16 protein-coding genes are annotated in these 21,935 nt (G+C 72.8%); all 16 read left to right on the top strand.

Annotation, left to right across the window (positions count from 1 at the left end; all coding sequences use genetic code 11):
- Positions 1 to 2: 2 nt before the first annotated feature.
- Positions 3 to 1,148: a tRNA 2-thiouridine(34) synthase MnmA gene (mnmA, locus tag ACWD4U_RS12275; RefSeq protein ID WP_363450908.1), complete on the top strand. Its 1,146-nt coding sequence runs from the start codon at positions 3 to 5 to the stop codon at positions 1,146 to 1,148.
- Positions 1,149 to 1,201: 53 nt separating this feature from the next.
- On the top strand, positions 1,202 to 1,735 hold the full coding sequence (locus tag ACWD4U_RS12270; RefSeq protein ID WP_363450906.1) for an LOG family protein: 534 nt from the start codon (positions 1,202 to 1,204) through the stop codon (positions 1,733 to 1,735).
- Between the two features lie 12 nt (positions 1,736 to 1,747).
- Entirely contained in the window at positions 1,748 to 2,437 is a 690-nt protein-coding gene (locus ACWD4U_RS12265) for an SDR family oxidoreductase (RefSeq protein ID WP_363450903.1), read from the top strand.
- A gap of 88 nt (positions 2,438 to 2,525) precedes the next feature.
- Positions 2,526 to 3,497, top strand: coding sequence for a methionine synthase (locus ACWD4U_RS12260; protein WP_449787177.1), 972 nt, complete (start codon positions 2,526 to 2,528; stop codon positions 3,495 to 3,497).
- Complete coding sequence (gene ligA / locus ACWD4U_RS12255; RefSeq protein ID WP_363450899.1) at positions 3,494 to 5,770, top strand: NAD-dependent DNA ligase LigA; 2,277 nt, start codon at positions 3,494 to 3,496, stop codon at positions 5,768 to 5,770. The genes ACWD4U_RS12260 and ligA overlap by 4 nt, the downstream gene beginning before the upstream one ends.
- A gap of 289 nt (positions 5,771 to 6,059) precedes the next feature.
- Positions 6,060 to 7,649 (top strand): putative bifunctional diguanylate cyclase/phosphodiesterase, encoded by a 1,590-nt coding sequence (locus ACWD4U_RS12250; RefSeq protein ID WP_363450897.1) that lies wholly within the window; start codon positions 6,060 to 6,062, stop codon positions 7,647 to 7,649.
- A gap of 126 nt (positions 7,650 to 7,775) precedes the next feature.
- A complete protein-coding gene (gene gatC, locus ACWD4U_RS12245; protein WP_014138188.1) occupies positions 7,776 to 8,072 on the top strand; it encodes an Asp-tRNA(Asn)/Glu-tRNA(Gln) amidotransferase subunit GatC in 297 nt (98 codons plus the stop codon).
- Between the two features lie 5 nt (positions 8,073 to 8,077).
- Positions 8,078 to 9,571 carry an Asp-tRNA(Asn)/Glu-tRNA(Gln) amidotransferase subunit GatA gene (gatA, locus tag ACWD4U_RS12240; RefSeq protein WP_449787173.1) on the top strand — a complete coding sequence of 498 codons (1,494 nt, stop codon included), beginning with the start codon at positions 8,078 to 8,080 and terminating at the stop codon, positions 9,569 to 9,571.
- Entirely contained in the window at positions 9,568 to 9,807 is a 240-nt protein-coding gene (locus tag ACWD4U_RS12235) for a hypothetical protein (protein WP_363450895.1), read from the top strand. Before gatA ends, ACWD4U_RS12235 begins: the two co-directional genes overlap by 4 nt.
- A 30-nt stretch (positions 9,808 to 9,837) precedes the next feature.
- Complete coding sequence (gatB, locus tag ACWD4U_RS12230; protein ID WP_363450893.1) at positions 9,838 to 11,340, top strand: Asp-tRNA(Asn)/Glu-tRNA(Gln) amidotransferase subunit GatB; 1,503 nt, start codon at positions 9,838 to 9,840, stop codon at positions 11,338 to 11,340.
- A 236-nt stretch (positions 11,341 to 11,576) separates the two neighbouring features.
- Positions 11,577 to 11,798, top strand: coding sequence for a hypothetical protein (locus tag ACWD4U_RS12225; RefSeq protein ID WP_363450891.1), 222 nt, complete (start codon positions 11,577 to 11,579; stop codon positions 11,796 to 11,798).
- 77 nt (positions 11,799 to 11,875) lie between these two features.
- Positions 11,876 to 14,899 carry a helix-turn-helix transcriptional regulator gene (locus ACWD4U_RS12220; RefSeq protein ID WP_363450889.1) on the top strand — a complete coding sequence of 1,008 codons (3,024 nt, stop codon included), beginning with the start codon at positions 11,876 to 11,878 and terminating at the stop codon, positions 14,897 to 14,899.
- Between the two features lie 208 nt (positions 14,900 to 15,107).
- Complete coding sequence (locus tag ACWD4U_RS12215; protein ID WP_363450887.1) at positions 15,108 to 18,083, top strand: putative bifunctional diguanylate cyclase/phosphodiesterase; 2,976 nt, start codon at positions 15,108 to 15,110, stop codon at positions 18,081 to 18,083.
- Positions 18,084 to 18,346: 263 nt separating this feature from the next.
- Positions 18,347 to 20,197: an acetolactate synthase large subunit gene (locus ACWD4U_RS12210; RefSeq protein ID WP_363450885.1), complete on the top strand. Its 1,851-nt coding sequence runs from the start codon at positions 18,347 to 18,349 to the stop codon at positions 20,195 to 20,197.
- Between the two features lie 23 nt (positions 20,198 to 20,220).
- Positions 20,221 to 20,745, top strand: a complete 525-nt coding sequence (ilvN, locus tag ACWD4U_RS12205) for an acetolactate synthase small subunit (RefSeq protein WP_363451043.1) — start codon at positions 20,221 to 20,223, stop codon at positions 20,743 to 20,745.
- Between the two features lie 100 nt (positions 20,746 to 20,845).
- Complete coding sequence (gene ilvC, locus ACWD4U_RS12200) at positions 20,846 to 21,844, top strand: ketol-acid reductoisomerase (protein WP_363450883.1); 999 nt, start codon at positions 20,846 to 20,848, stop codon at positions 21,842 to 21,844.
- Positions 21,845 to 21,935: the final 91 nt, after the last annotated feature.

Here is a 21,935-nt window from a genome sequence, read left to right as displayed (position 1 = left end):
TCATGACTGACTTCCCCGGCGCCCCGATTGCTCCGTCCACCGGCCGTCTGCGGGTGCTTGCCGCGATGTCCGGTGGTGTCGACTCCGCTGTTGCCGCTGCTCGTGCCGTGGAGGCGGGGCATGAGGTGACGGGTGTGCACCTGGCGTTGGCCAGTAATCCGCAGTCGTTCCGGACCGGGGCGCGGGGGTGTTGCACGCTGGAGGACTCGCGGGACGCCCGGCGGGCCGCCGACGTGATCGGGATCCCGTTCTACGTCTGGGACCTGGCCGAGCGGTTCCGCGAGGACGTCATCGAGGACTTCATCGCGGAGTACGCGGCGGGCCGCACGCCCAACCCGTGCCTGCGGTGCAACGAGAAGATCAAGTTCGCGGCGCTGCTGGACAAGGCCGTCGCGCTGGGCTTCGACGCGGTGTGCACCGGCCACTACGCCCGGATCGTCGACCTGCCGGACGGCGCCCGCGAGCTGCACCGGGCGGTGGACGCGGCGAAGGACCAGTCGTACGTGCTGGGCGTGCTGGACGCGGAGCAGCTCGCGCACTCGCTGTTCCCGCTCGGCGACACCACCAAGGACGTGATCCGCGAGGAGGCGGAGCGTCGCGGGCTGGCGGTGGCCAAGAAGCCGGACAGCCACGACATCTGCTTCATCACCGACGGCGACACCCAGGGCTTCCTGGCGGAGCGCCTCGGCACCGCCCCCGGCGACATCCTGGACACCGACGGGACCAAGCTGGGCGAGCACGACGGCGCGTACGGCTTCACCATCGGGCAGCGCAAGGGCCTGCGCCTGGGCCGGCCCGCCGCGGACGGCAAGCCGCGGTACGTGCTGGACATCTCGCCGGTGAACAACACCGTCACCGTGGGTCCGGTCAGCGGGCTCGACGTGCACGCGCTGACCGCGATCCGTCCGCGCTGGTGCGGCACCCCGGCGGTGGGGGAGGGACGCTACACCGCCCAGCTCCGGGCGCACGGCGAGGAGGTGCCGGTGACCGCGGTGCTCAGCGGCGACGAGATGCACGTCCGCCTGGACACTCCTGCCCGCGGCATCGCGCCGGGCCAGGCCGTGGTGCTCTACGACGGCACCCGCGTGGTCGGTTCGGCGACCATCGCCACCACCGAGCGGGCCGTGGAGCCGGCTCCGCAGAGCTGACGGGTATTCCGATTGACCTCTCCGGTGCGGCCGGTGATAGGACTGGTTGCACTATGAACATCACGGTCTTCTGCTCCGCGTACTCGCTCGACGCCACCTACTCCGCCCCGGCCGCCGAGTTCGCCCGGCTGCTGGGCGAGGGCGGGCACACGCTGGTGTGGGGCGGGTCGCACGCCGGGCTGATGGGGCTGCTCGCCGACGGGGTGAAGGAGGCCGGGGGGCGGCTGGTGGGGATCTCGGTGGAGCTCCTGCGGCACAAGTCGTACGAGGGCGCCGACGAGTTGGTGATGGCGCCGGACCTGGCCGCCCGGAAGGCCGAACTACTGGCGCGGGGGGATGCGCTGGTGGTGCTGGTCGGCGGGCTCGGGACGCTCGACGAGGTGACCGAGGTGCTGGAGCTGAAGAAGCACGCGCTGCACGACAAGCCGGTGGTCTTCCTGGACACCGAGGGGTTCTACACCGGGCTGCGGATGCAGCTCGAACGGATGGACGCGGAGGGGTTCCTGCCGCGTCCGTTGTCGGAGCTGGTCGGGTTCGCGCAGACCCCGGCCGAGGCTCTCGCCCACCTGACCGCCCACCAGTCGTAAAGGATCGCGCCCATGGGTGTCCATCTGTTGACCGGAGCCGGCTCCGGCATCGGCGCCGCCGTCGCCGACCGGCTCACCGCCCGCGGTGACGAGCTCTGGCTGCTCGCCCGCGACGCCCGCCGCGCCGCGCAGTTGCGCGAGCGCTACCCCGCCGCGCGGACCCTGGTGGGGGACCTGGAGGACCCGGCGAAACTGTCCTGGGCGTTCGGGCACCAGTCGGTGCCGGTCGAGCTGGACTCGCTGCTGCACGTGGCCGGCGTGGTCGAGCTGGGCACGGTCGGGGACACCCCGGTGAAGGCGTGGCAGTACCAGCTGAACGTCAACGCCGTCGCGCCCGCCGAGCTCACCCGGCTGCTGCTGCCCCAGCTGCGGCTGGCCCGCGGGCACGTGGTCTTCGTCAACTCCGGTGCGGGGCTGCGCGCCGACGCGACCTGGGGGTCGTACGCGGCGAGCAAGTTCGCGGTGCGGGCGCTGGCCGACGCGCTGCGGCAGGAGGAGCACGGCCACGGCGTGCGGGTGACCACGGTCTACCCGGGGCGGACGGCCACGCCGATGCAGCTGAAGGTCCATCAGCAGGAGGGCAAGGAGTACGACCCGGCGCGCTGGATCGCCCCCGAGTCGGTGGCCACCGCGATCGTCACCGCGCTCGACCTGCCGCGGGACGCGGAGATCACCGAGATCACGGTGCGGCCGGGGCAGTAGCGCCACCGCCCGGGCCCGTACGCTCTCCCACGTGACTGACACGAGCGTTTTCGCGGAACTCTCCGGTGCGGCGACCGGGATCGGGTCGATGCCGGGTGCGGACGTGCGGGAGGCGGTCCGGGCGGTGACGGGGGAGCTGGACCAGCTGCCCCACCTGCCGGAGCTGCCCGCGCGCGGGCCGGGTGCGGACATGATCGGTCGCGGGGCGGGGCTGCTGACCGAGCTGTTCGTGCAGACCGAGCCGAGCGGCTGGCGGTTCACCGACCGGCCCGGCCGGGACACCAAGCGCGCCGTCTCCTGGCTGGGCGAGGACCTGGACGCGCTGGAGGAGTTCACCCAGGGGTACACCGGGCTGCTCAAGCTGCAGGCGGTCGGCCCGTGGACGCTGGCCGGGTCGATCGAACTGAAGCACGGCGAGAAGGCGCTCAGCGACCCCGGCGCCTGCCGGGACCTGGCGGAGTCGCTCACCGAGGGCCTGCGCCGCCACCTCGCCGACGTCCGCCGCCGGGTCCCCGGCGCCACCCCCGTGCTGCAGCTGGACGAGCCGCTGCTGCCCGCCGCGCTGGCCGGCTCGGTGAAGACCGCCAGCGGCTTCCAGCGGCTGCGGGCGATCGACCGGCAGGTGGCCGAGCAGACCCTGCGCGAGGTGATCGGCGGGCTCGACGTGCCGGTGCTGGTGCACAGTTGCGCGCCCCGGGTGCCGATCCCGCTGCTGCGCCGCGCCGGGGTGGCGGGGGTCAGCCTGGACTTCTCGCTGCTGACCGAACGTGACGACGACGACCTCGGCGAGGCGATCGAGGGCGGCACGCTGATCCTCGCCGGTGTGGTGCCGTCCACCGACGCGGCCGCTCCTCAATCAAACGGCGTGTCAGACCCGGCCGGTAGTGTCCAGGGTGTCAGGACGTTGTGGCGCAGGCTCGGGCTGGATCCGGAGCTACTGGGTCGCCGGGTGGTGGTGACACCGACGTGTGGGCTGGCGGGGGCGTCCCCGGCGTACGCCCGCCGGGCGTTGTCACACACCGTGAAGGCGGCGCGGATCCTCGCGGACGACCCGGAGTGACGAACGAGGAGGCCCCGGTGGCGGTGGTGGAGGGCTGGGAGGACGTCCCGGCGGAGGTGCGGACCCGGCACGCCGAGCTGGCGACCGAGATCGAGGAGCACCGGGCCCGGTACTACGAGCAGGACGCGCCGACCGTCAGCGACGCCGAGTTCGACCGGCTGATGCGGGAGTTGGAGGCGCTGGAGGCCGAGCACCCGGCGCTGGTGACGCCGGACTCGCCGACCCAGCGGGTCGGCGGCGCGCCGACCGGGCAGTTCGCGCCGGTGGAGCACCGGGAGCGGCTGCTCAGCCTGGACAACGCGATGGACGACGAGGAGCTGGCCGCCTGGGCCGAGCGGGTCGCCGCCGAACTCGCCGGGATCGACTACCACTTCCTGTGCGAGCTGAAGGTCGACGGCCTGGCGGTCAACCTGACGTACGAGAACGGCGTGCTGGTGCAGGCCGCCACCCGCGGCGACGGCCGGGTCGGCGAGGACATCACCGCCAACGTCCGCACCATCAAGGGCGTCCCGCACCGGCTGACGGGCGAGAACCTCCCGGAGCTGGTCGAGGTCCGCGGCGAGGTGTTCTTCCCCAGCGCGGAGTTCGACGCGCTGAACGACTCCTTCGCCGCGGAGAACGAGCGCCGCCGGCTGGAGAACGAGGAGCGCGCCAAGGAGGGCAAGCGCCCCCGGGCGATGATCCGGCTGTTCATGAACCCGCGGAACGCCGCCGCCGGATCGCTCCGGCAGAAGGACCCGCTGGTCACCGCCTCCCGCGAGCTGCGGATGGTGGTGCACGGCATCGGCGCCCGGGTCGGCTTCGACATCGACAACCAGTCACACGCGTACCAGCTGTTGGAGGGCTGGGGCCTCCCCACCGCCAAGCACAACCGGGTGGTCGACGACCTCGACGGGGTGCGGGAGTTCGTCCGGTACTTCGGCGAGCAGCGGCACTCGGTCGAGCACGAGATCGACGGCGTGGTGGTGAAGGTCGACGAGATCGCCCTGCAGGGCCGGCTCGGCGCGACCTCCAAGTCGCCGCGCTGGGCGATCGCCTGGAAGTACCCGCCGGAGGAGGTCACCGGCAGGCTCGCCGAGATCAAGATCGGCATCGGCCGCACCGGCCGGGCCACCCCGTACGCGGTGCTGGCGGAGCCGGTCAAGGTGGCCAAGACGATGGTGCAGTACGCCACCCTGCACAACCAGCAGATCGTCAAGGCCAAGGACGTGCTGCTCGGCGACACCATCGTGCTGCGCAAGGCCGGCGACGTGATCCCGGAGATCCTCGGCCCGGTCTACGACCTGCGGGACGGCACCGAGCGCGAGTTCGTGATGCCCACGCACTGCCCGGAGTGCGGTACCGAGCTGCGCCCGATGTCCGAGGGCGACATCGACCTGCGCTGCCCCAACGCGCAGCACTGCCCGGCGCAGATCCGCGAGCGGATCGCCTTCCTCGGCGGCCGCAGCTGCCTGGACGTCGAGGGCCTCGGGTACGTCGCCGCCACCGCGCTCACCCAGCCGCTGGAGCCCGCCGACCCGCCCGTCAAGAACGAGGGGGACATCTTCGGCCTGACCCTGGACCAGCTGCTGCCGATCAAGGTGCTGGTGCGCGACCCGAAGACCGGCATGCCCAGGCTGGACGACCAGACCGGCGAGGAGAAGGAGGTGTTCTTCTTCGCCACCACCAGCGGTGCGCCGAAGAAGAACACCGGCGTCCTGCTGGAGAACCTGGCCGCCGCCCGGGACCGGCCGCTGTGGCGCTTCCTGAACGGCCTGTCGATCCGGCACGTCGGCCCGGTCGCCGCGCAGGAGCTGGCCCGCGAGTTCCGCGACCTGGACAAGGTGTTCGCCGCCGACGAGGCCGAGCTGGCCGCCGTCGAGGGCGTCGGCCCGACCATCGCCCGCTCCATCAAGGAGTGGTACGCGGAGGAGTGGCACCGCGAGGTGCTGGAGAAGTGGCGCGCCGCGGGCGTGGTCTTCACCGAGGAGGCCGGCGAGGAGGCGGGCGAGCGCCCGCTGGAGGGCCTGACCGTGGTGGTCACCGGCACCCTCGCCGGGCACACCCGGGACGGCGCCAAGGAGGCGCTGACCTCGCGCGGAGCCAAGGTCACCGGCTCGGTGTCGAAGAAGACCCACTTCGTGGTGGTCGGCGAGAACCCCGGCTCCAAGCACGACAAGGCGGTGCAGCTCGGCGTGCCGGTGCTGGACGACGCGGGCTTCGCGGTGCTGCTCGACCAGGGCGCCGACGCGGCCCGGGAGTACCTCGGGCTGGAGCCCGCAGGCGAGTCCTGACGGGTCGTTATCGTCCTGATGCCGCGTCACCCGGGTGTTCGAGAGCGAAATCGGGCATTGTGTCACTGAGCAGCGCGCGGATATGACGTTGCGCTCAGGAGTGACCGAAAGTGCGCCCTCCCGGCGGACACCGGCATACCCTGGGCGCTACGAACTGTCAGCAGGAGTGTGTGGCCCCGGTTTTGGCCTGGGCCGCGGGGACACGCCCCGTCTGACGTCCACCGGCACCGGAGCGGTGCCACACCGTGAGGCGGCCCGGCGGGGGCGGGCCCGACGGAGGACTGGGCTTATGGATCGTTCGACCGGCGGCGCGCCCACACGCCCGCCGCAGGGGGTGGCAGGGGCGGTCCTGCTGCTCGGCGTGCTGCTGGCCGGCGCCGCGCCGCTCATCCCGTTGGCCGTCCTGGTGTACCGCTACGAACCCGAACTGCTGCCGCTGTTCGCGGTCCCGCTGGCGGTGCTGGTCGCCGCCTGGCGGATCGCCCGCGACCGGGCCCGCGACCAGCTCACCGATCCGCTCACCGACCTGCCCAACCGGCAGGCGCTGCTGATCGCCGCGCAGGAGGCGCTGGCCCGGCACGAGAGCGAGCCCGGGTACAGCGTCGGGCTGGTCCTGCTCGACCTGGACCGGTTCCGCTCGCTCAACGACGCGCTCGGCCACACCGCCGGCGACCGGCTGCTGGTGCACATCGCCCGCCGCCTGCACCGCGCGCTGCGCTCCGGCACCAGCCACCCCAAGGACGGCGAGGACGGCAACGTGCTGCCCCCGCCGGTACGCCGCGGCGAACGCCCGGTGGTGGCCCGGATGGGCGGCGACGAGTTCGCCGTGCTGCTGCCCGGCGTCGGCAGCCCCGAGGTGCTTGAAGGGGTGGCCAAGGCGCTGATCGCCGAACTCGCCGCGCCGATCCGCCTCGACGGTCTGCTGCTCGTCCTGGAGGCCAGCGCCGGCGTCTGCGTCTACCCGACGCACGCCCAGGACGCGGAGTCACTGCTGCGCCGCGCCGACGTCGCGATGGGCCACGCCCAGCGCAGCCGCAGCGGCGTCGAGAGCTACGACGAGGCCCGCGACATCGACACCCCGTACCGGATCGGCCTGCTCGGCGACCTGCGGCGGGCGCTGGAGATGAACGAGGTCCACCTGCACTACCAGCCCAAGGTCGCCTTCGACGGCCGGGTGGTCGGCCTGGAGGCACTGGTCCGCTGGGACCGGGCCGGCCAGGGCCGGGTCCCGCCCGACGAGTTCATCAGCCTCGCCGAGTCCTCCGGCCTGATGCCGCGGCTCACCGACTACGTGCTGGAGAGCGCCGTCGGCCAGCTCGCCCGCTGGCGCCACCAGGGACTGATGGTGCCGGTCGCCGTCAACGTCTCGCCGCGCGACGTCCTCAACCCGGGCTTCGCCGCCCGGGTCGCCGGACACCTCACCCGCCACCAGGTGCCCGCCGACGCGCTCCAGTTGGAGATCACCGAGCGGCTGCTGCTGGACGACTCCCGACGCGCCGCCGACACCCTCGCCGAGCTGCGCCGCTACGGCGTGCGGATGTCGCTGGACGACTTCGGCACCGGGCACTCCTCGCTGGTGCGCCTGCGCAGCCTGCCGGTCGGCGAGTTGAAGATCGACCGGTCCTTCGTCTCGCGGATGGTCGCCGACGACCACGACGCCGCGGTGGTCCGCTGCTCGGTCGAACTCGCCCACTCCCTGGGCCTCACCGTCGTCGCCGAGGGCGTCGAGGACGACGAGACCTGGGAGCGACTGCACGACCTCGGGGTCGACGCCGTCCAGGGCTGGCTGGTCTCCGCCGCCCTCCCCGCCGACCAGGCCACCGCGTGGCTGCTGGTGCACCGCACGGACGCCCCGCCGGTGGAGACGCTGCCGCGCTGAGCCGCACTGGGGAGGTTGCCCGCAGTGAGCAACCCCTTCCGCCCCATAGGATGGGTCCCCAGACCGAAAGGACGGGTGCGCCCAGGGCCGCCCGGTCTCCCAGAACTCACCCTTGAGGATCGCTGCATGCCTGGCATCACGCGCGAGGAGGTCGCCCACCTCGCCCGGCTGTCGCGTCTGGAGTTGCAGGCGGAGGAGTTGGACCACTTCGCCGAGCAGCTCGACGTGATCATCGGCGCGGTCGCCCGCGTTTCCGAGGTCGCGGGACAGGACGTCCCGCCGACCTCCCACCCGCTCCCGCTGACCAACGTGATGCGGGCGGACGAGGTGCGACCGTCGCTGACCCCGGAGCAGGCGCTCTCCGGCGCGCCCGCCAGCGAGGACCAGCGTTTCCGCGTGCCGCAGATCCTCGGGGAGGACTGACCGAGATGACCGAGCTGATCAAGTACACGGCGGCCGAGACGGCTGCCGCGATCGCCACCGGCGAGGTCTCGGCGGTCGAGGTCGCCCAGGCCCACCTGGACCGCATCCACGCGGTCGACAAGAAGGTCAACGCCTTCCTGCACGTCGACGCCGAGGGCGCGCTGGCCGCCGCCCGCGCGGTGGACGACAAGCGCGCCGCCGGCGCCGAGCTCGGCCCGCTCGCGGGCGTGCCGCTGGCGCTGAAGGACGTGTTCACCACCAAGGGGATGCCGACCACCTGCGGGTCGAAGATCCTCGAGGGCTGGATCCCGCCGTACGACGCCACCCTGACGCGGCGTCTGAAGGACGCGGACGTGGTGATCCTCGGCAAGACCAACATGGACGAGTTCGCGATGGGCTCCTCCACCGAGAACTCGGCGTACGGCCCGACCGGCAACCCGTGGGACCTGACCCGGATCCCGGGCGGCTCCGGCGGCGGCTCCTCGGCGGCGCTGGCCGCGTTCGAGGCACCGCTGGCGATCGGCACCGACACCGGCGGCTCGATCCGCCAGCCCGGCGCGGTCACCGGCACGGTCGGCGTCAAGCCGACCTACGGCTCGGTCTCCCGCTACGGCCTGGTGGCGTTCTCCTCCTCCCTCGACCAGGGCGGCCCGTGCGCCCGCACCGTGCTCGACACGGCGCTGCTGCACGAGGCGATCGCCGGGTACGACCCGCTGGACTCCACCTCCATCGACGCGCCGGTCCCGGCGGTCGTCGCGGCGGCGAAGATGCGCGACATCCGCGGCATGCGGGTCGGCGTGGTCAAGGAGTTCGCCGGCGAGGGCTACCAGGCCGGCGTGATGCAGCGGTTCAACGAGGCCGTCGAGCTGCTGCGCGAGCTGGGCGCCGAGGTGGTCGAGGTGTCCTGCCCGTCGTTCACCCTGGCGCTGCCCGCGTACTACCTGATCGCGCCGTCCGAGGCCTCCTCCAACCTGGCCCGGTTCGACGCCATGCGCTACGGCCTGCGGGTCGGCGACGACGGCACCCGCTCCGCCGAGCAGGTCACCGCGCTCACCCGCGAGGCCGGCTTCGGCCCCGAGGTCAAGCGCCGCATCATCCTCGGCACCTACGCGCTGTCGTCCGGCTACTACGACGCCTACTACGGCTCGGCGCAGAAGGTCCGCACGCTGATCTCCCGGGACTTCGACGCCGCCTTCGCCGGCGTGGACGTGCTGGTCTCCCCGACCACGCCGACCACCGCCTTCCCGATCGGCGAGCGCGCCGACGACCCGATGGCGATGTACCTGGCCGACCTGTGCACCATTCCCTCGAACCTGGCGGGCAACGCGGCCATGTCGCTGCCCTGCGGGCTCGCCCCGGAGGACAATCTCCCGGTCGGCCTGCAGATCATCGCCCCCGCGATGGCGGACGACCGCCTGTACCGCGTGGGCGGCGCCGTGGAGGCCGCGCTCAACGACAAGTGGGGACACCCCCTGCTGGAGGAGGCACCGGCACTGTGAGCAAGATCGAGAAGGCCAAGGGCTGGAAGCACTCGAAGCCGGGCCTGTGGCTGTCCATCGGGACCAGCGCCTTCGGCGTGATCTCGATCGTCAGGGACGTGCGCAGCGCCCGAGACGACGACGACACCCTCAAGCTGGTCAACGCCCTGGTCGGCGCCGCCGCCCTGATCACCGGCACCGCGCTCCTCGTCCGTGAGCTCAAGCGGCTCGGCGACGACGACGTGCTGCTCGGCTGACGGACCTCCAAGACTGAAGAAGGGGACGCTGTGAGCGTCATGAGCCTGGTCTCCTACGAGGAGGCACTGGCCTCGTACGACCCGGTGATGGGCCTTGAGGTCCACGTCGAGCTGGGTACCAAGACCAAGATGTTCTGCGGCTGCTCGACCGAGCTGGGCGCGGAGCCGAACTCGCAGACCTGCCCGACCTGCCTCGGCCTGCCCGGCTCGCTGCCGGTGGTCAACGCGGTCGGCGTGGAGTCGGCGATCCGGATCGGTCTCGCGCTGAACTGCGAGATCGCCGAGTGGTGCCGGTTCGCCCGGAAGAACTACTTCTACCCGGACATGCCGAAGAACTTCCAGACCAGCCAGTACGACGAGCCGATCGCCTTCAACGGCTACCTCGACGTGCAGCTGGAGGACGGCGAGGTCTTCCGGGTGGAGATCGAGCGCGCCCACATGGAGGAGGACACCGGCAAGTCCACCCACGTCGGCGGCGCGACCGGTCGCATCCACGGCGCCGAGTACTCGCTGCTGGACTACAACCGGGCCGGCATCCCGCTGATCGAGATCGTCACCAAGCCGATCGAGGGCGCGGGCAGCCGCGCCCCCGAGGTGGCGAAGGCGTACGTCGCCGAACTGCGCGAGCTGATCAAGGCGCTGGGCGTCTCCGAGGCCCGGATGGACAAGGGCCAGATGCGCTGCGACGTCAACCTGTCGCTGCGCCCCAACGGCACCTCGACGTTCGGCACCCGCAGCGAGACCAAGAACGTCAACTCGCTGCGCAGCGTGGAGCGGGCCGCCCGGTTCGAGATCCAGCGGCACGCCACGGTGCTCACCGACGGCGGGACGATCGTCCAGGAGACCCGGCACTTCCACGAGGAGGACGGCTCCACCACGGCCGGCCGGATCAAGGACAACGCCGAGGACTACCGGTACTTCCCGGAGCCCGACCTGGTGCCCGTCGCCCCGTCCCGGGACTGGGTCGAGGAGCTGCGGGCCGGTCTGCCGGAGCTGCCCCGGGTCCGCCGGGCCCGGCTGCAGGCCGAGTGGGGCCTGTCCGACAAGGACATGCAGTCGGTGCTCAACGCCGGTGCGGTGGAGCCGATCTCGGAGACCATCGCGGCCGGCGCCCCCGCCGACCAGGCCCGCAAGTGGTGGATGGGCGAGCTGGCGCGGCGCGCCAACGAGACCGGCACCGAGCTGTCCGAGCAGCCGATCACCCCGGCCCAGGTGGCCCGGGTGTGCGCGCTGGTCGCCGAGGGCAAGCTGAACGACAAGCTGGCCCGCCAGGTCATCGAGGGCGTCCTCGCGGGCGAGGGCGAGCCGGACCAGGTCGTCGAGAAGCGCGGCCTGGCCGTGGTCTCCGACGACTCGGCGCTCGGCGCGGCCGTCGACCAGGCGATCGCCGACAACCCGGACGTCGCCGCGAAGATCCGCGACGGCAAGGTGCAGGCGGTCGGCGCGCTGGTCGGCGCGGTCATGAAGACCACCCGCGGCCAGGCCGACGCGGCCCGGGTCAAGGACCTGATCCTGGAGCGGCTTGCCGGGTAAGGACCATCAGGCGCAGCCTGGAGCGGCTCGCCTAAGTAGGTCTGCGGGCGGCTAAGGCCCCGCCTTAGTCGCATCCGCCAGGTGCCCGTCCCCGTCAGGGGGCGGGCACCGGTGTTTTCCCCCACGGGCCCGCGCGGCCCAGGGTGCTGACGGTCCGCAGGATCAGGCAAGCTCCCGATGTGGCGACCCCCACTGGCAGCGGAGATTGGTACCAGCACACGACGAGGGGAACCACGATGATCGAGTACGAGCTGTTCCGGGCCCACGAACGGGACCTCCACGCCCGCGCCGCCGCCGAGCGGCTGGCCCGGGAGGCCGCGGCGGTCCGCCGCGCCACCACCGGCGGGCCGCTGCAGCGCCTGGCCCGCACCCTGCGCACCGCCCGCACCGCCGCCACCGCGAAGGACGGCTCCCGCTCCGCCCACGGGCGTTCGGAAGCCGCCGCCGGCTGCGCCTGATGCCCCGTCAAGCCGCCCCGTCGACCAGCCGGGATAACCGGTCGGACCCGGCCGACGGCTATGGCATGCTCGCGGGCATGGAGCAGATATCGGTCAGCCCGGTCTTCGTCGGACGGGGCCGCGAGACCGGCCTCCTGACCGCCGCACTGCGGCGGGCCGAGGCGGGGGAGCCGCAGGCGCTGCTGGTCGGCGGCGAGGCGGGGGTCGGCAAGACCAGACTGGTCGAGGAGTTCCTCGACCGCGCGTGCGGCCCCCGGGTCGCCACCACCCTCGGCGCCTGCCTGGAGGTCGGCGCCGAGGGACTGCCGTACGGGCCGCTGGCCGGGGCGCTGCGCCGGCTGCACCGGCAGCTCGGGCCGGAGCTGGAGCGGGCGGCGGCCGGGATGGAGGGTCACCTCGCCCGGCTGCTGCCCGACTTCGGCGAGGCCGACGGCGCACCCAACGACGAGTACGGGCGGGCCCGGCTGTTCGAGCACACCGCCCGGCTGTTCGAGCGGCTCAGCACCGAGCGGACCCTGGTGCTGGCCATCGAGGACCTGCACTGGTCCGACCGCTCCACCCGCGAACTGCTCGCCTACCTGATCCGCACCCTGCACCGCTCCCGGGTGCTGATCGTCGCCACCTACCGCACCGACGACCTGCACCGCCGTCACCCGCTGCGGCCCTTCCTCGCCGAACTGGAGCGGCTGCGCAGCGTCCAGCGGCTCGAACTGGAGCGCCTCGACCGGCCCGAGGTGGCCGCCCAACTGGCCGGCATCCTGGGCACCGACACCCTCGACCGGGAGCTGGTCGAGCGGATCCACCGCCGCTCCGAGGGCAACCCGTTCTTCGTCGAGGAACTCGCCACCGCCCACCAGAACGGCTGCCTGACCGGCCTCACCGAACCACTGCGCGACATCCTGCTGGTCCGGGTCGAGGCGCTGCCCGACGACGCCCAGCGGATCGTCCGGATCGCCGCCGAGGGCGGCTCCCGGATCGAGCACGCGCTGCTCGCCGCGGTCGCCGTGGACGGCCAGGCGGTACCCGGCGAGGATGCGCTGATCGCCGCGCTGCGCACCGCCGTCGGCGCCAACATCCTGCGCCCCGACACCGACGGCGAGGGCTACCGGTTCCGGCACGCCCTGGTCCGCGAGGCGGTCTCCGACGACCTGCTGCCCGGCGAGCGGCACGGCATCAACCGCCGCTTCGCCACCGCCCTGGAGGCCGACCCCGAGCTGGTCGACGCCGAGGTGCGGGCCGCCCGGCTCGCCAACTACTGGTACCACGCCCACCACCCGGCCCGGGCGCTGCCCACCGCCCTGGACGCCGCCCGCGCCGCCCGCCGCCGCAACGCCTTCGCCGAACAGCTGAAGATGCTCGAACGCGCGCTGGAACTCTGGGACTCGGTCTCCGCCGAGGTGCTCGCCACCACCCTGCGCCCCTACGACTGGGCCGACACCTACCCGCCGTGCGCCTGCGACCCCGGCGAGCACGACGGCTGCGACCGCCTGCAGATCGTCGACGTGCTCGCCGAAGCCGTGGTCGCCGCCCGCCGGGCCAGCGACCGCGACCGCGGCCAGAGCCTCGCCCGCCGCGCCCTCGCCCTGGTCGACGAGCGGTCCAACCCGGCCCGCGCCGCCTGGTTCCGGCTGCAGCGCGCCCGGATGCTCGGCCACCTCCAGCGCCCCGGCGGCATCGACGAGATCCAGTACGCGCACCGCCTGCTGGCCGACCTCGGCCCGTCCGCGATCCAGGCCGAGGCACTCGCCCTGGACGCCGCGCACGGCATGCTGCGCACCCCCGTGCCCGAACTCATCGCCACCGCCGAACGCGCGGTGGAGATCGCCCGCGAGGTCGGCGCGACCTCCGTCGAGGTGCACGCCCGCACCACGCTGGCCGGACTGCTCGGCGACTTCGGCCAGGGCGAGCGCGCCGTCGCCATGCTCACCGAGGCCCTCGACCGCTCCGGCCAGCTCGGCGACGTCTACCTGCGCGGCCTCAACAACCTGGCCAGCCTGCTGCTCTCGCTCGGCCGCGCCGAGGAGGCCGTCACCGCCGCCCGCAACGGCCTGGACACCGCCCGCGGCAACGGCCTGCTGCTCAACAGCGGCCCGATCCTCACCGGCAACCTCGCCGAGGCGCTGCTCGCCACCGGCCGCACCGCCGAGGCGGCCGGCGTCCTCGGCGACTGGGAACAGCACGCCGGTGACGTGCACCGCGACTACCTCGACCGGCTGCGCGGCCAACTCGCCCTGCTGCGCGGCGAGTCGGCCGAGGCCGAACGCTACTGGTCGGCCGCCCGGTGCAGCAGCGCCGACGGCGACCAGCCGCAGCACGCGCTGCCCACCGCCCAGCTCGGCCTGCAGATCGCCGCCGCCCAGGGCCGGATCGACCTGGCCCGCGAGCGCCTCGCCGCCGTCCTCGACGGCGTCACCCCGGCCGGCAAGCAGGCCCTGCTGCTGCCGCTGCTCGCGCACGCCGCCGGCGCCGAGGCCGACCTGCGCCACCTCCCCGCCGCCGCCGACGGCCGCGCCGCCGTCCTCGCCCGGATCGCCGCCCGCGCCGCCGACCTCACCGCGTACGAGCCGCTCGACCGCGGCTGGGCCGCGCTGCTCGACGGCGAACTCGCCCGCGCCGAGGGCCGCCCCGGCGCCGCGCACTGGGAGCGGGCGATCACCGAACTGCGCGCCACCGCGCTGCCCCACCCGCTCGACCTGGCCCTGCTGCGCGCCGCCGAGGAGCAGGCCGCCACCGACCGCGAGGCCGCCGCCGAACTGCTTCGCGAGTCCGCCGTGCTGGCCCGCGAGCGGGCCGACCAGCCGCTGGCCCGGCAGGCCGAACTGCTGGCCGGACGGCTCGGCCTGGCCCTGGACGCCCCGCGCCGGACCACCGCCGACGAGGCGGGCTTCGGCCTCACCCCGCGCGAGCGCGACGTCCTGGGGCTGCTGGCACTCGGCCGCACCAACCGGCAGATCGCCGAGCAGCTGTTCATCTCCCCGAAGACCGCCAGCGTGCACGTCTCCAACATCCTGGCCAAGCTCGCGGTCTCCTCCCGCGGTGAGGCCGCCGCCCTCGCCCACCGCCTCAGACTCCTCCCGGAGGCCGAACCGGCGCTCGGCTGACCCGGCTTCAGCCCTTTGCAGCGGAAGGCAGCTGACGGCCCATCGGGTGGGATCGCTGAGCCGATCGGGCGATCCCGGCCGCATCCGGCTGCGCGCCACCTGCGGGTCATTACTCTAAGTTGAGTATGCGTGCCGTTGCGTGACCGCAGTGGTGTAGGGTCCGAAGCGGAACACCGGTACGGCCGTCGGCCGGAGGGGGAGATGTCGATTGAACTCCACCGAGTCGGTGCTGCCTCGACGTTCCTCCCCGCGCCAGCTGGTCGGAGGGCTGCTGACGGTGGTCTGCGCGGCCTACGCGGTGGGCGCCGCACTCGGCTGGGGATCCAGTGAACTCGCGCTGGTGATGGGGGACTTCGGTCTCGCCGGGGCGGCCCTCGCGGCCGCCCTTTCGTGTCTGACGCACGGCCTCGCGGTCGGCGGGTACACCCGGCCGGCGTGGCTGCTGTTCGGCCTCTCCTCCGCCATGGTGGCCTTCGGGAACGGCGCCTGGGGCTGGTACGAGGTGGTGCTGCGGGCCCCGCTGCCGCCCGACTCCTACGCCGACTACGCCTTCCTGCTGTTCGCCCCGCTGGCCATCACCGGACTGCTGGTGCTCGCCCAGCGCCCGCGCACCCCCGCCGGCTGGCTCTGCCTGCTGCTGGACGGCTGGCTGGTGGCCGGCTCGCTGTTCACGCTCAGCTGGAGCCTGGCGCTCGGCCGGGTCGCGGCCGGCGACGGCGACGACCCGCTGAAGCTGGCCCTCGGCCTCGGCTACCCGGTGCTCGACATCCTGCTGGTCAGCCTGGTGGTCGGCCTGCGCTTCCGCAGCCGGGACGGCAACCGCGCCGCCGTGCACACCGCGATGATCGGCCTCGCCCTCACCGTGGTCTGCGACGCGCTGTTCACCACCCCGCAGTTCCACAGCGACTACCACTCCGGCGAACTCCTCGACGCCGGCTGGTTCGCCGGCTCGCTGCTGCTCGCCTGGGCGCCCTGGTCGCACAGCCGCCGCCCGAGCCGCGAACACCCCTCCACCCAGGGCCTGCCGCGCCGCCGGGTCGCCTCCACCTTCAGCGCCCTCACCCCGTACGCCGCCGCCGCGGTCTGCACCGCGGCCATCACTTACAACGCGCTGGGCGGCCGCTCGATCGACCGGGTGATGCTCGCCGCGGCCAGCACCGTCGGCCTGGCGCTGATCATCCGGCAGGGCGTGATGCTGCTGGACAACCTCTCGCTGGCGCAGGAACTCTCCACCAAGGAGGCGCACTTCCGCTCCCTGGTGCAGGGTTCCAGCGACGTCATCATGATCGCCGGACCGTCCGGGGCACTGTCCTACGTCAGTCCGGCCGCGCTGCGGGTCTACGGGCGCGACCCGCGGGAGCTGGTCGACGGCAACCTGCTCAACCTGGTGCACCCCGAGGACGTCGACCGGGTGCTGTCCGAGGTGCGCCGGATCCTGGCCCGCGCCAAGTCCCCCGGCCGGTTCACCAGCAGCGAGCCCTCGGCCCGGGTGGAGTGCCGGATCCGTTCCGGCGACGGCGGCTGGCTGCACGTCGAGTCGACCGTCAACCCGTACCGCGACGGGCTGATCCTGAACAGCCGCGACATCACCGAACGGGTGCGCCTGCAGGCCCAGTTGCAGCACAACGCGTTCCACGACCCGCTCACCGACCTGCCCAACCGGGCACTGTTCGCGCACCGGGTGCGGGCCGCGCTCTCCGCCCAGGGCCCGGTCGGCACCGCCGTCGCGGTGCTCTTCCTCGACCTGGACGGCTTCAAGGCGGTCAACGACACCGCGGGCCACCAGGTCGGCGACGAACTGCTGGTGCAGGCCGCCCGACGGCTGCAGTCCGCGGTGCGCGCGGAGGACACCGTCGCCCGCTTCGGCGGCGACGAGTTCGCGGTGCTGGTGCGCGGCCGGCTCGGCCACCCGCAGGTGCGCGACCTCGCCGAACGGATCCGCGGCGCGCTCTCCGAGCCGTACTGGATCGGCGGCACCGAACTCGGCGTGGCCGCCTCGATCGGCATCGCCTTCGGCCCGGACGTCGCGGTGCCGGTCCCCGAACCCGCGCCCGCCGACGACCGCGCCGGCGGCCCGGAGTGCGGTGGCAGCCGTTCCGACAGCGCCGCCGACGAACTGCTGCGCAACGCCGACCTGGCGATGTACCAGGCCAAGTCCCGCGGCAAGGGCCGGGTGGTGCTCTACTCCCCGGCGATGCGCGCCGAACTCGACCGGCGCAGCGAACTCGAGGAACGGCTGCGCGCCGCCGTCCGGGAGGGCTCGTTCACGCTGCTGCACCAGCCCGTGGTGGAACTCGCCGGCGGCCGGCTGACCGGCATCGAGGCGCAGGCCCGCTGGCGCTCCGCCGAGGGACTGCTGCTCACCCCCGCCGAGTTCCTGCGCACCGCCGACACCGGGGACGCCGCCACCCGCTTCGCCCGCTGGCTGCTGCAGGAGGCGGTCGCCGCGGCCGCCCGCCGCCGCGCCGACGGCCCGGCCGCCCCGCCCGTCCCGGTCACCGTGCGGCTCGCCGCCGAGCGGCTCTGCGCGCCCGGCATGTACGAGACGCTGGCCGGGGCGCTGCGCGACACCGGGCTGCCGCCCGAACTGCTGGTCCTGGAGGTGGCGCGGACCGGGCCGGACGCGCTGGCCGACGAACTCGGCCGCCGGCTGGCCGCGTTCCGCCGCCTCGGGGTGTCCACCGCGCTGGCCGGGTTCGGGGCCGGCGGCGGCTCGCTCGGGGCGCTGGCCCGGCTGCCGTTCGACGCGCTGAAGCTGGACCGCAGCCTGGTGCAGGACCTCGCCGACTCCACGCTGACCCGGGCGCTGGCCGGGCACGCGCTGCGCCTGGGCCGCGACCTCGGACTGGTCACCGGCGCGGACGGGGTGGACCACCCGCGGCAGGTCGCGGTGCTCCAGGAACTCGGCTGCCGGCACGGCCAGGGCCTGGCCTTCGACCGGCCGCTGGACGAACTGCGGCTGCGCCGCGCCCTGCTGCGCCGCGGCTACCCGGTGCCGCGGCCGGGTCCGGGCCTGTCCGGCCGCCGCTCGCTGATCCCGCCGGACGCTCGATCGGGTGGCCGAACGGACCCCGCGCCGGGCCGCGCCGGGCACCTCCACACCCCCCTCGACCTGCCGCAACGGCACACCGTGGGGGGTCCGAGCGGGGGCCCGCATGGTGAGACGGCGGTCCCACCAGCTTGACACCCCCCACTGCGTGGGAGGAAGGTCGGTGCCATGCGCACCCGAATTCTCGTACTTGGCGGGCGCGTCGGCTGAAGCAGCCCGACGCGCCTCCCCCTCGCATGCCTCGTGGCTCGAGGGGTTTTTTGTTGCACGAACGCTGTTCGATCACCGCGAGACCACTGGCCTCAACCACCTGAAATCCGGACGATTGAGGCAGAGCCGGAGACCGGTCCAGGACCCTCCGCCGCCCGGGCCGGCAGAACCCGAGAAGAGACAGGCAGATGACTGAGCACGCCGCAACCCCCCGCCGCGGGGACCACCCGGCCGCGCACGCTCCGGGTCCGCAGACCATCGAGACCATGACCGGCGCGCAGTCGCTCATCCGCTCGCTTGAGGCCGTAGGGGCCGACACGGTCTTCGGCATCCCCGGTGGCGCGATCCTCCCCGCCTACGACCCGCTGATGGACTCCACCAAGGTCCGGCACATCCTGGTCCGCCACGAGCAGGGCGCGGGCCACGCCGCCACCGGCTACGCGCAGGCCACCGGGCGGGTCGGCGTCTGCATGGCCACCTCGGGCCCCGGCGCCACCAACCTGGTCACGCCGATCGCCGACGCCTACATGGACTCGGTGCCGCTGGTGGCGATCACCGGCCAGGTCGCCACCAAGGCGATCGGCACGGACGCCTTCCAGGAGGCGGACATCTGCGGCATCACCATGCCGATCACCAAGCACAACTACCTGGTCACCGACCCGGCCGAGATCCCCCGGGTGATCGCCGAGGCGTTCCACATCGCCGCCACCGGCCGCCCCGGCCCGGTCCTGGTCGACATCGCCAAGGACGCGCTGCAGGCCACCACGGTCTTCCGCTGGCCGGTCGAGGCCTCGCTGCCCGGCTACCGCCCGGTGACCAAGCCGCACGCCAAGCAGATCCGCGAGGCCGCCAAGCTGCTGGTGAACGCCAAGCGCCCGGTGCTGTACGTCGGCGGCGGCGTGCTCAAGGCGCAGGCCAGCACCGAGCTGCGGATCCTCGCCGAGCTGACCGGCGCGCCGGTGGTCACCACCCTGATGGCGATCGGCGTCTTCCCGGACAGCCACCCGCAGCACCTGGGCATGCCCGGCATGCACGGCAGCGTCCCCGCGGTCACCGCGCTGCAGAAGACCGACCTGCTGTTCACCCTGGGCGCCCGCTTCGACGACCGGGTCACCGGCAAGCTGGACTCGTTCGCCCCGGGTGCCAAGGTCGTGCACGCCGACATCGACCCGGCCGAGATCGGCAAGAACCGCCCGGCGGACGTCCCGATCGTCGGCGACGCCCGCGAGGTGATCGCCGACCTGATCGTCGCCGTCCAGGCCGAGTACGACGCCGGCCACCGCGGCGACTACACGGACTGGTGGACCAAGCTCAACGACTGGAAGAAGACCTACCCGCTGGGCTACGAGCCCGCCCCCGCCGGCGAGTTGTCGCCGCAGCAGGTGATCGAGCGGATCGGCCAGCTGGTCGGCCCGGACGCGATCTACGCGGCGGGCGTCGGCCAGCACCAGATGTGGGCCAGCCAGTTCATCCGGTTCGAGAAGCCGGCCACCTGGCTGAACTCGGGCGGCGCCGGGACCATGGGCTACGCCGTCCCGGCCGCGATGGGCGCCAAGGCGGGCAAGCCGGACGTCCCGGTCTGGGCGATCGACGGCGACGGCTGCTTCCAGATGACCAACCAGGAACTGGTCACCTGCGCGCTCAACAACATCCCGATCAAGGTCGCGGTCATCAACAACGGCTCGCTGGGCATGGTCCGGCAGTGGCAGACCCTGTTCTACAACCAGCGGTACTCCAACACCGTGCTGCACGCCGGTCCCGACCACGACGGCATCGAGCCGCCGGCGCAGGGCACCCGGATCCCCGACTTCGTGCTGCTCGCCGAGGCGATGGGCTGCGTCGGCCTGCGCTGCGAGCGCCCCGAGGACCTGGACGACGTGATCAAGCAGGCCATGGAGATCAACGACCGCCCGGTGGTCATCGACTTCATCGTGCACCAGGACGCCATGGTCTGGCCGATGGTCGCGGCCGGCACCAGCAACGACGAGATCCTGTTCGCCCGGGGCGTGCGCCCCGACTTCGGCGACGACCTGGACTGACGGACTAGAAAGCGATGACCACCATGTCCAAGCACACCCTGTCCGTCCTGGTCGAGAACAAGCCCGGCGTGCTCGCCCGGATCGCCTCGCTGTTCTCCCGTCGCGGCTTCAACATCGACTCGCTCGCGGTCGGCCCGACCGAGCACCCGGACATCTCCCGGATGACCATCGTGGTCAACGTGGAGGACCTCCCGCTGGAGCAGGTCACCAAGCAGCTCAACAAGCTGGTCAACGTGATCAAGATCGTCGAGCTGGACCAGTCCCAGGCGGTCCAGCGCGAGCTGGTCCTGGTGAAGGTCCGCGCCGACGCCGAGACCCGCTCCCAGGTGGTCGAGATCGTCCAGCTGTTCCGCGCGAAGACGGTGGACGTCTCGCCGGACGCGGTGACCATCGAGGCGACCGGCTCCTCGGACAAGCTGGAGGCCATGCTGAAGATGCTGGAGCCTTACGGCATCAAGGAGTTGGTCCAGTCCGGCCTGGTCGCGATCGGTCGCGGCGCCCGTTCGATCACCGACCGCTCGCTGCGCGCCCTCGACCGTTCCGCCTGACGCGCGCGTCTTACAACCTGAGCACTGCCGCCGAACCCCCGCCGGGTGGCCCTACGGTAGGAACCCCCGGCACCACCACCACGCAAGGAGATGTGCCCCCGTGGCCGAGCTGTTCTACGAAGACGACGCCGACCTCTCCATCATCCAGGGCCGCAAGGTCGCGGTCATCGGCTACGGCAGCCAGGGCCACGCCCACGCGCTGTCGCTGCGTGACTCGGGCGTGGACGTCCGGGTCGGCCTGCTGGAGGGCTCCAAGTCCCGCGCCGCCGCCCAGGAGGCCGGGCTCCGCGTGGTCACCCCGTCCGAGGCCGCGGCCGAGGCCGACGTCATCATGATCCTGGTGCCGGACCCGATCCAGGCCGACGTCTACAAGGAGGCCATCGAGCCGAACCTGAAGGCGGGCGACGCCCTCTTCTTCGGCCACGGCCTGAACATCCGCTTCGGCTTCATCCAGCCGCCGGCCGACGTCGACGTCTGCATGGTCGCCCCGAAGGGCCCGGGCCACCTGGTGCGCCGCCAGTACCAGGAGGGCCGCGGCGTCCCGTGCATCGTGGCGGTCGAGCAGGACGCCACCGGCAAGGGCTTCGAGCTGGCGCTGTCCTACGCCAAGGGCATCGGCGGCACCAAGGCCGGCGTCATCAAGACCACCTTCACCGAGGAGACCGAGACCGACCTGTTCGGTGAGCAGGCCGTCCTCTGCGGTGGCACCGCCGCCCTGGTGAAGGCCGGCTTCGAGACCCTGGTCGAGGCGGGCTACCAGCCGGAGATCGCGTACTTCGAGTGCCTGCACGAGCTGAAGCTCATCGTCGACCTGATGTACGAGGGCGGCCTGGAGAAGATGCGCTGGTCGGTCTCCGAGACCGCCGAGTGGGGCGACTACGTGACCGGCCCCCGCATCATCACCGCCGACACCAAGGCCGAGATGAAGAAGGTCCTCGCGGAGATCCAGGACGGCACCTTCGCCAACACCTGGATCGCGGAGTACAAGGCGGGTCTGCCGAAGTACAACGAGTACAAGAACGCGGACGCCGACCACCTGCTGGAGACCACCGGCAAGAAGCTCCGCAAGCTGATGAGCTGGGTCGACGAGAGCGCCTGATCCTCTGCGGATCCGCTTGTACAACAAGGCTGTTCCCGTCCGGGTGATTTCGCCGGACGGGAGCAGTCCCGTATAGATCCCGCCGATAGAC

The organism is Kitasatospora sp. NPDC002522 (assembly GCF_053595195.1).
This window is presented reverse-complemented; position numbering and strand designations above follow the sequence as displayed.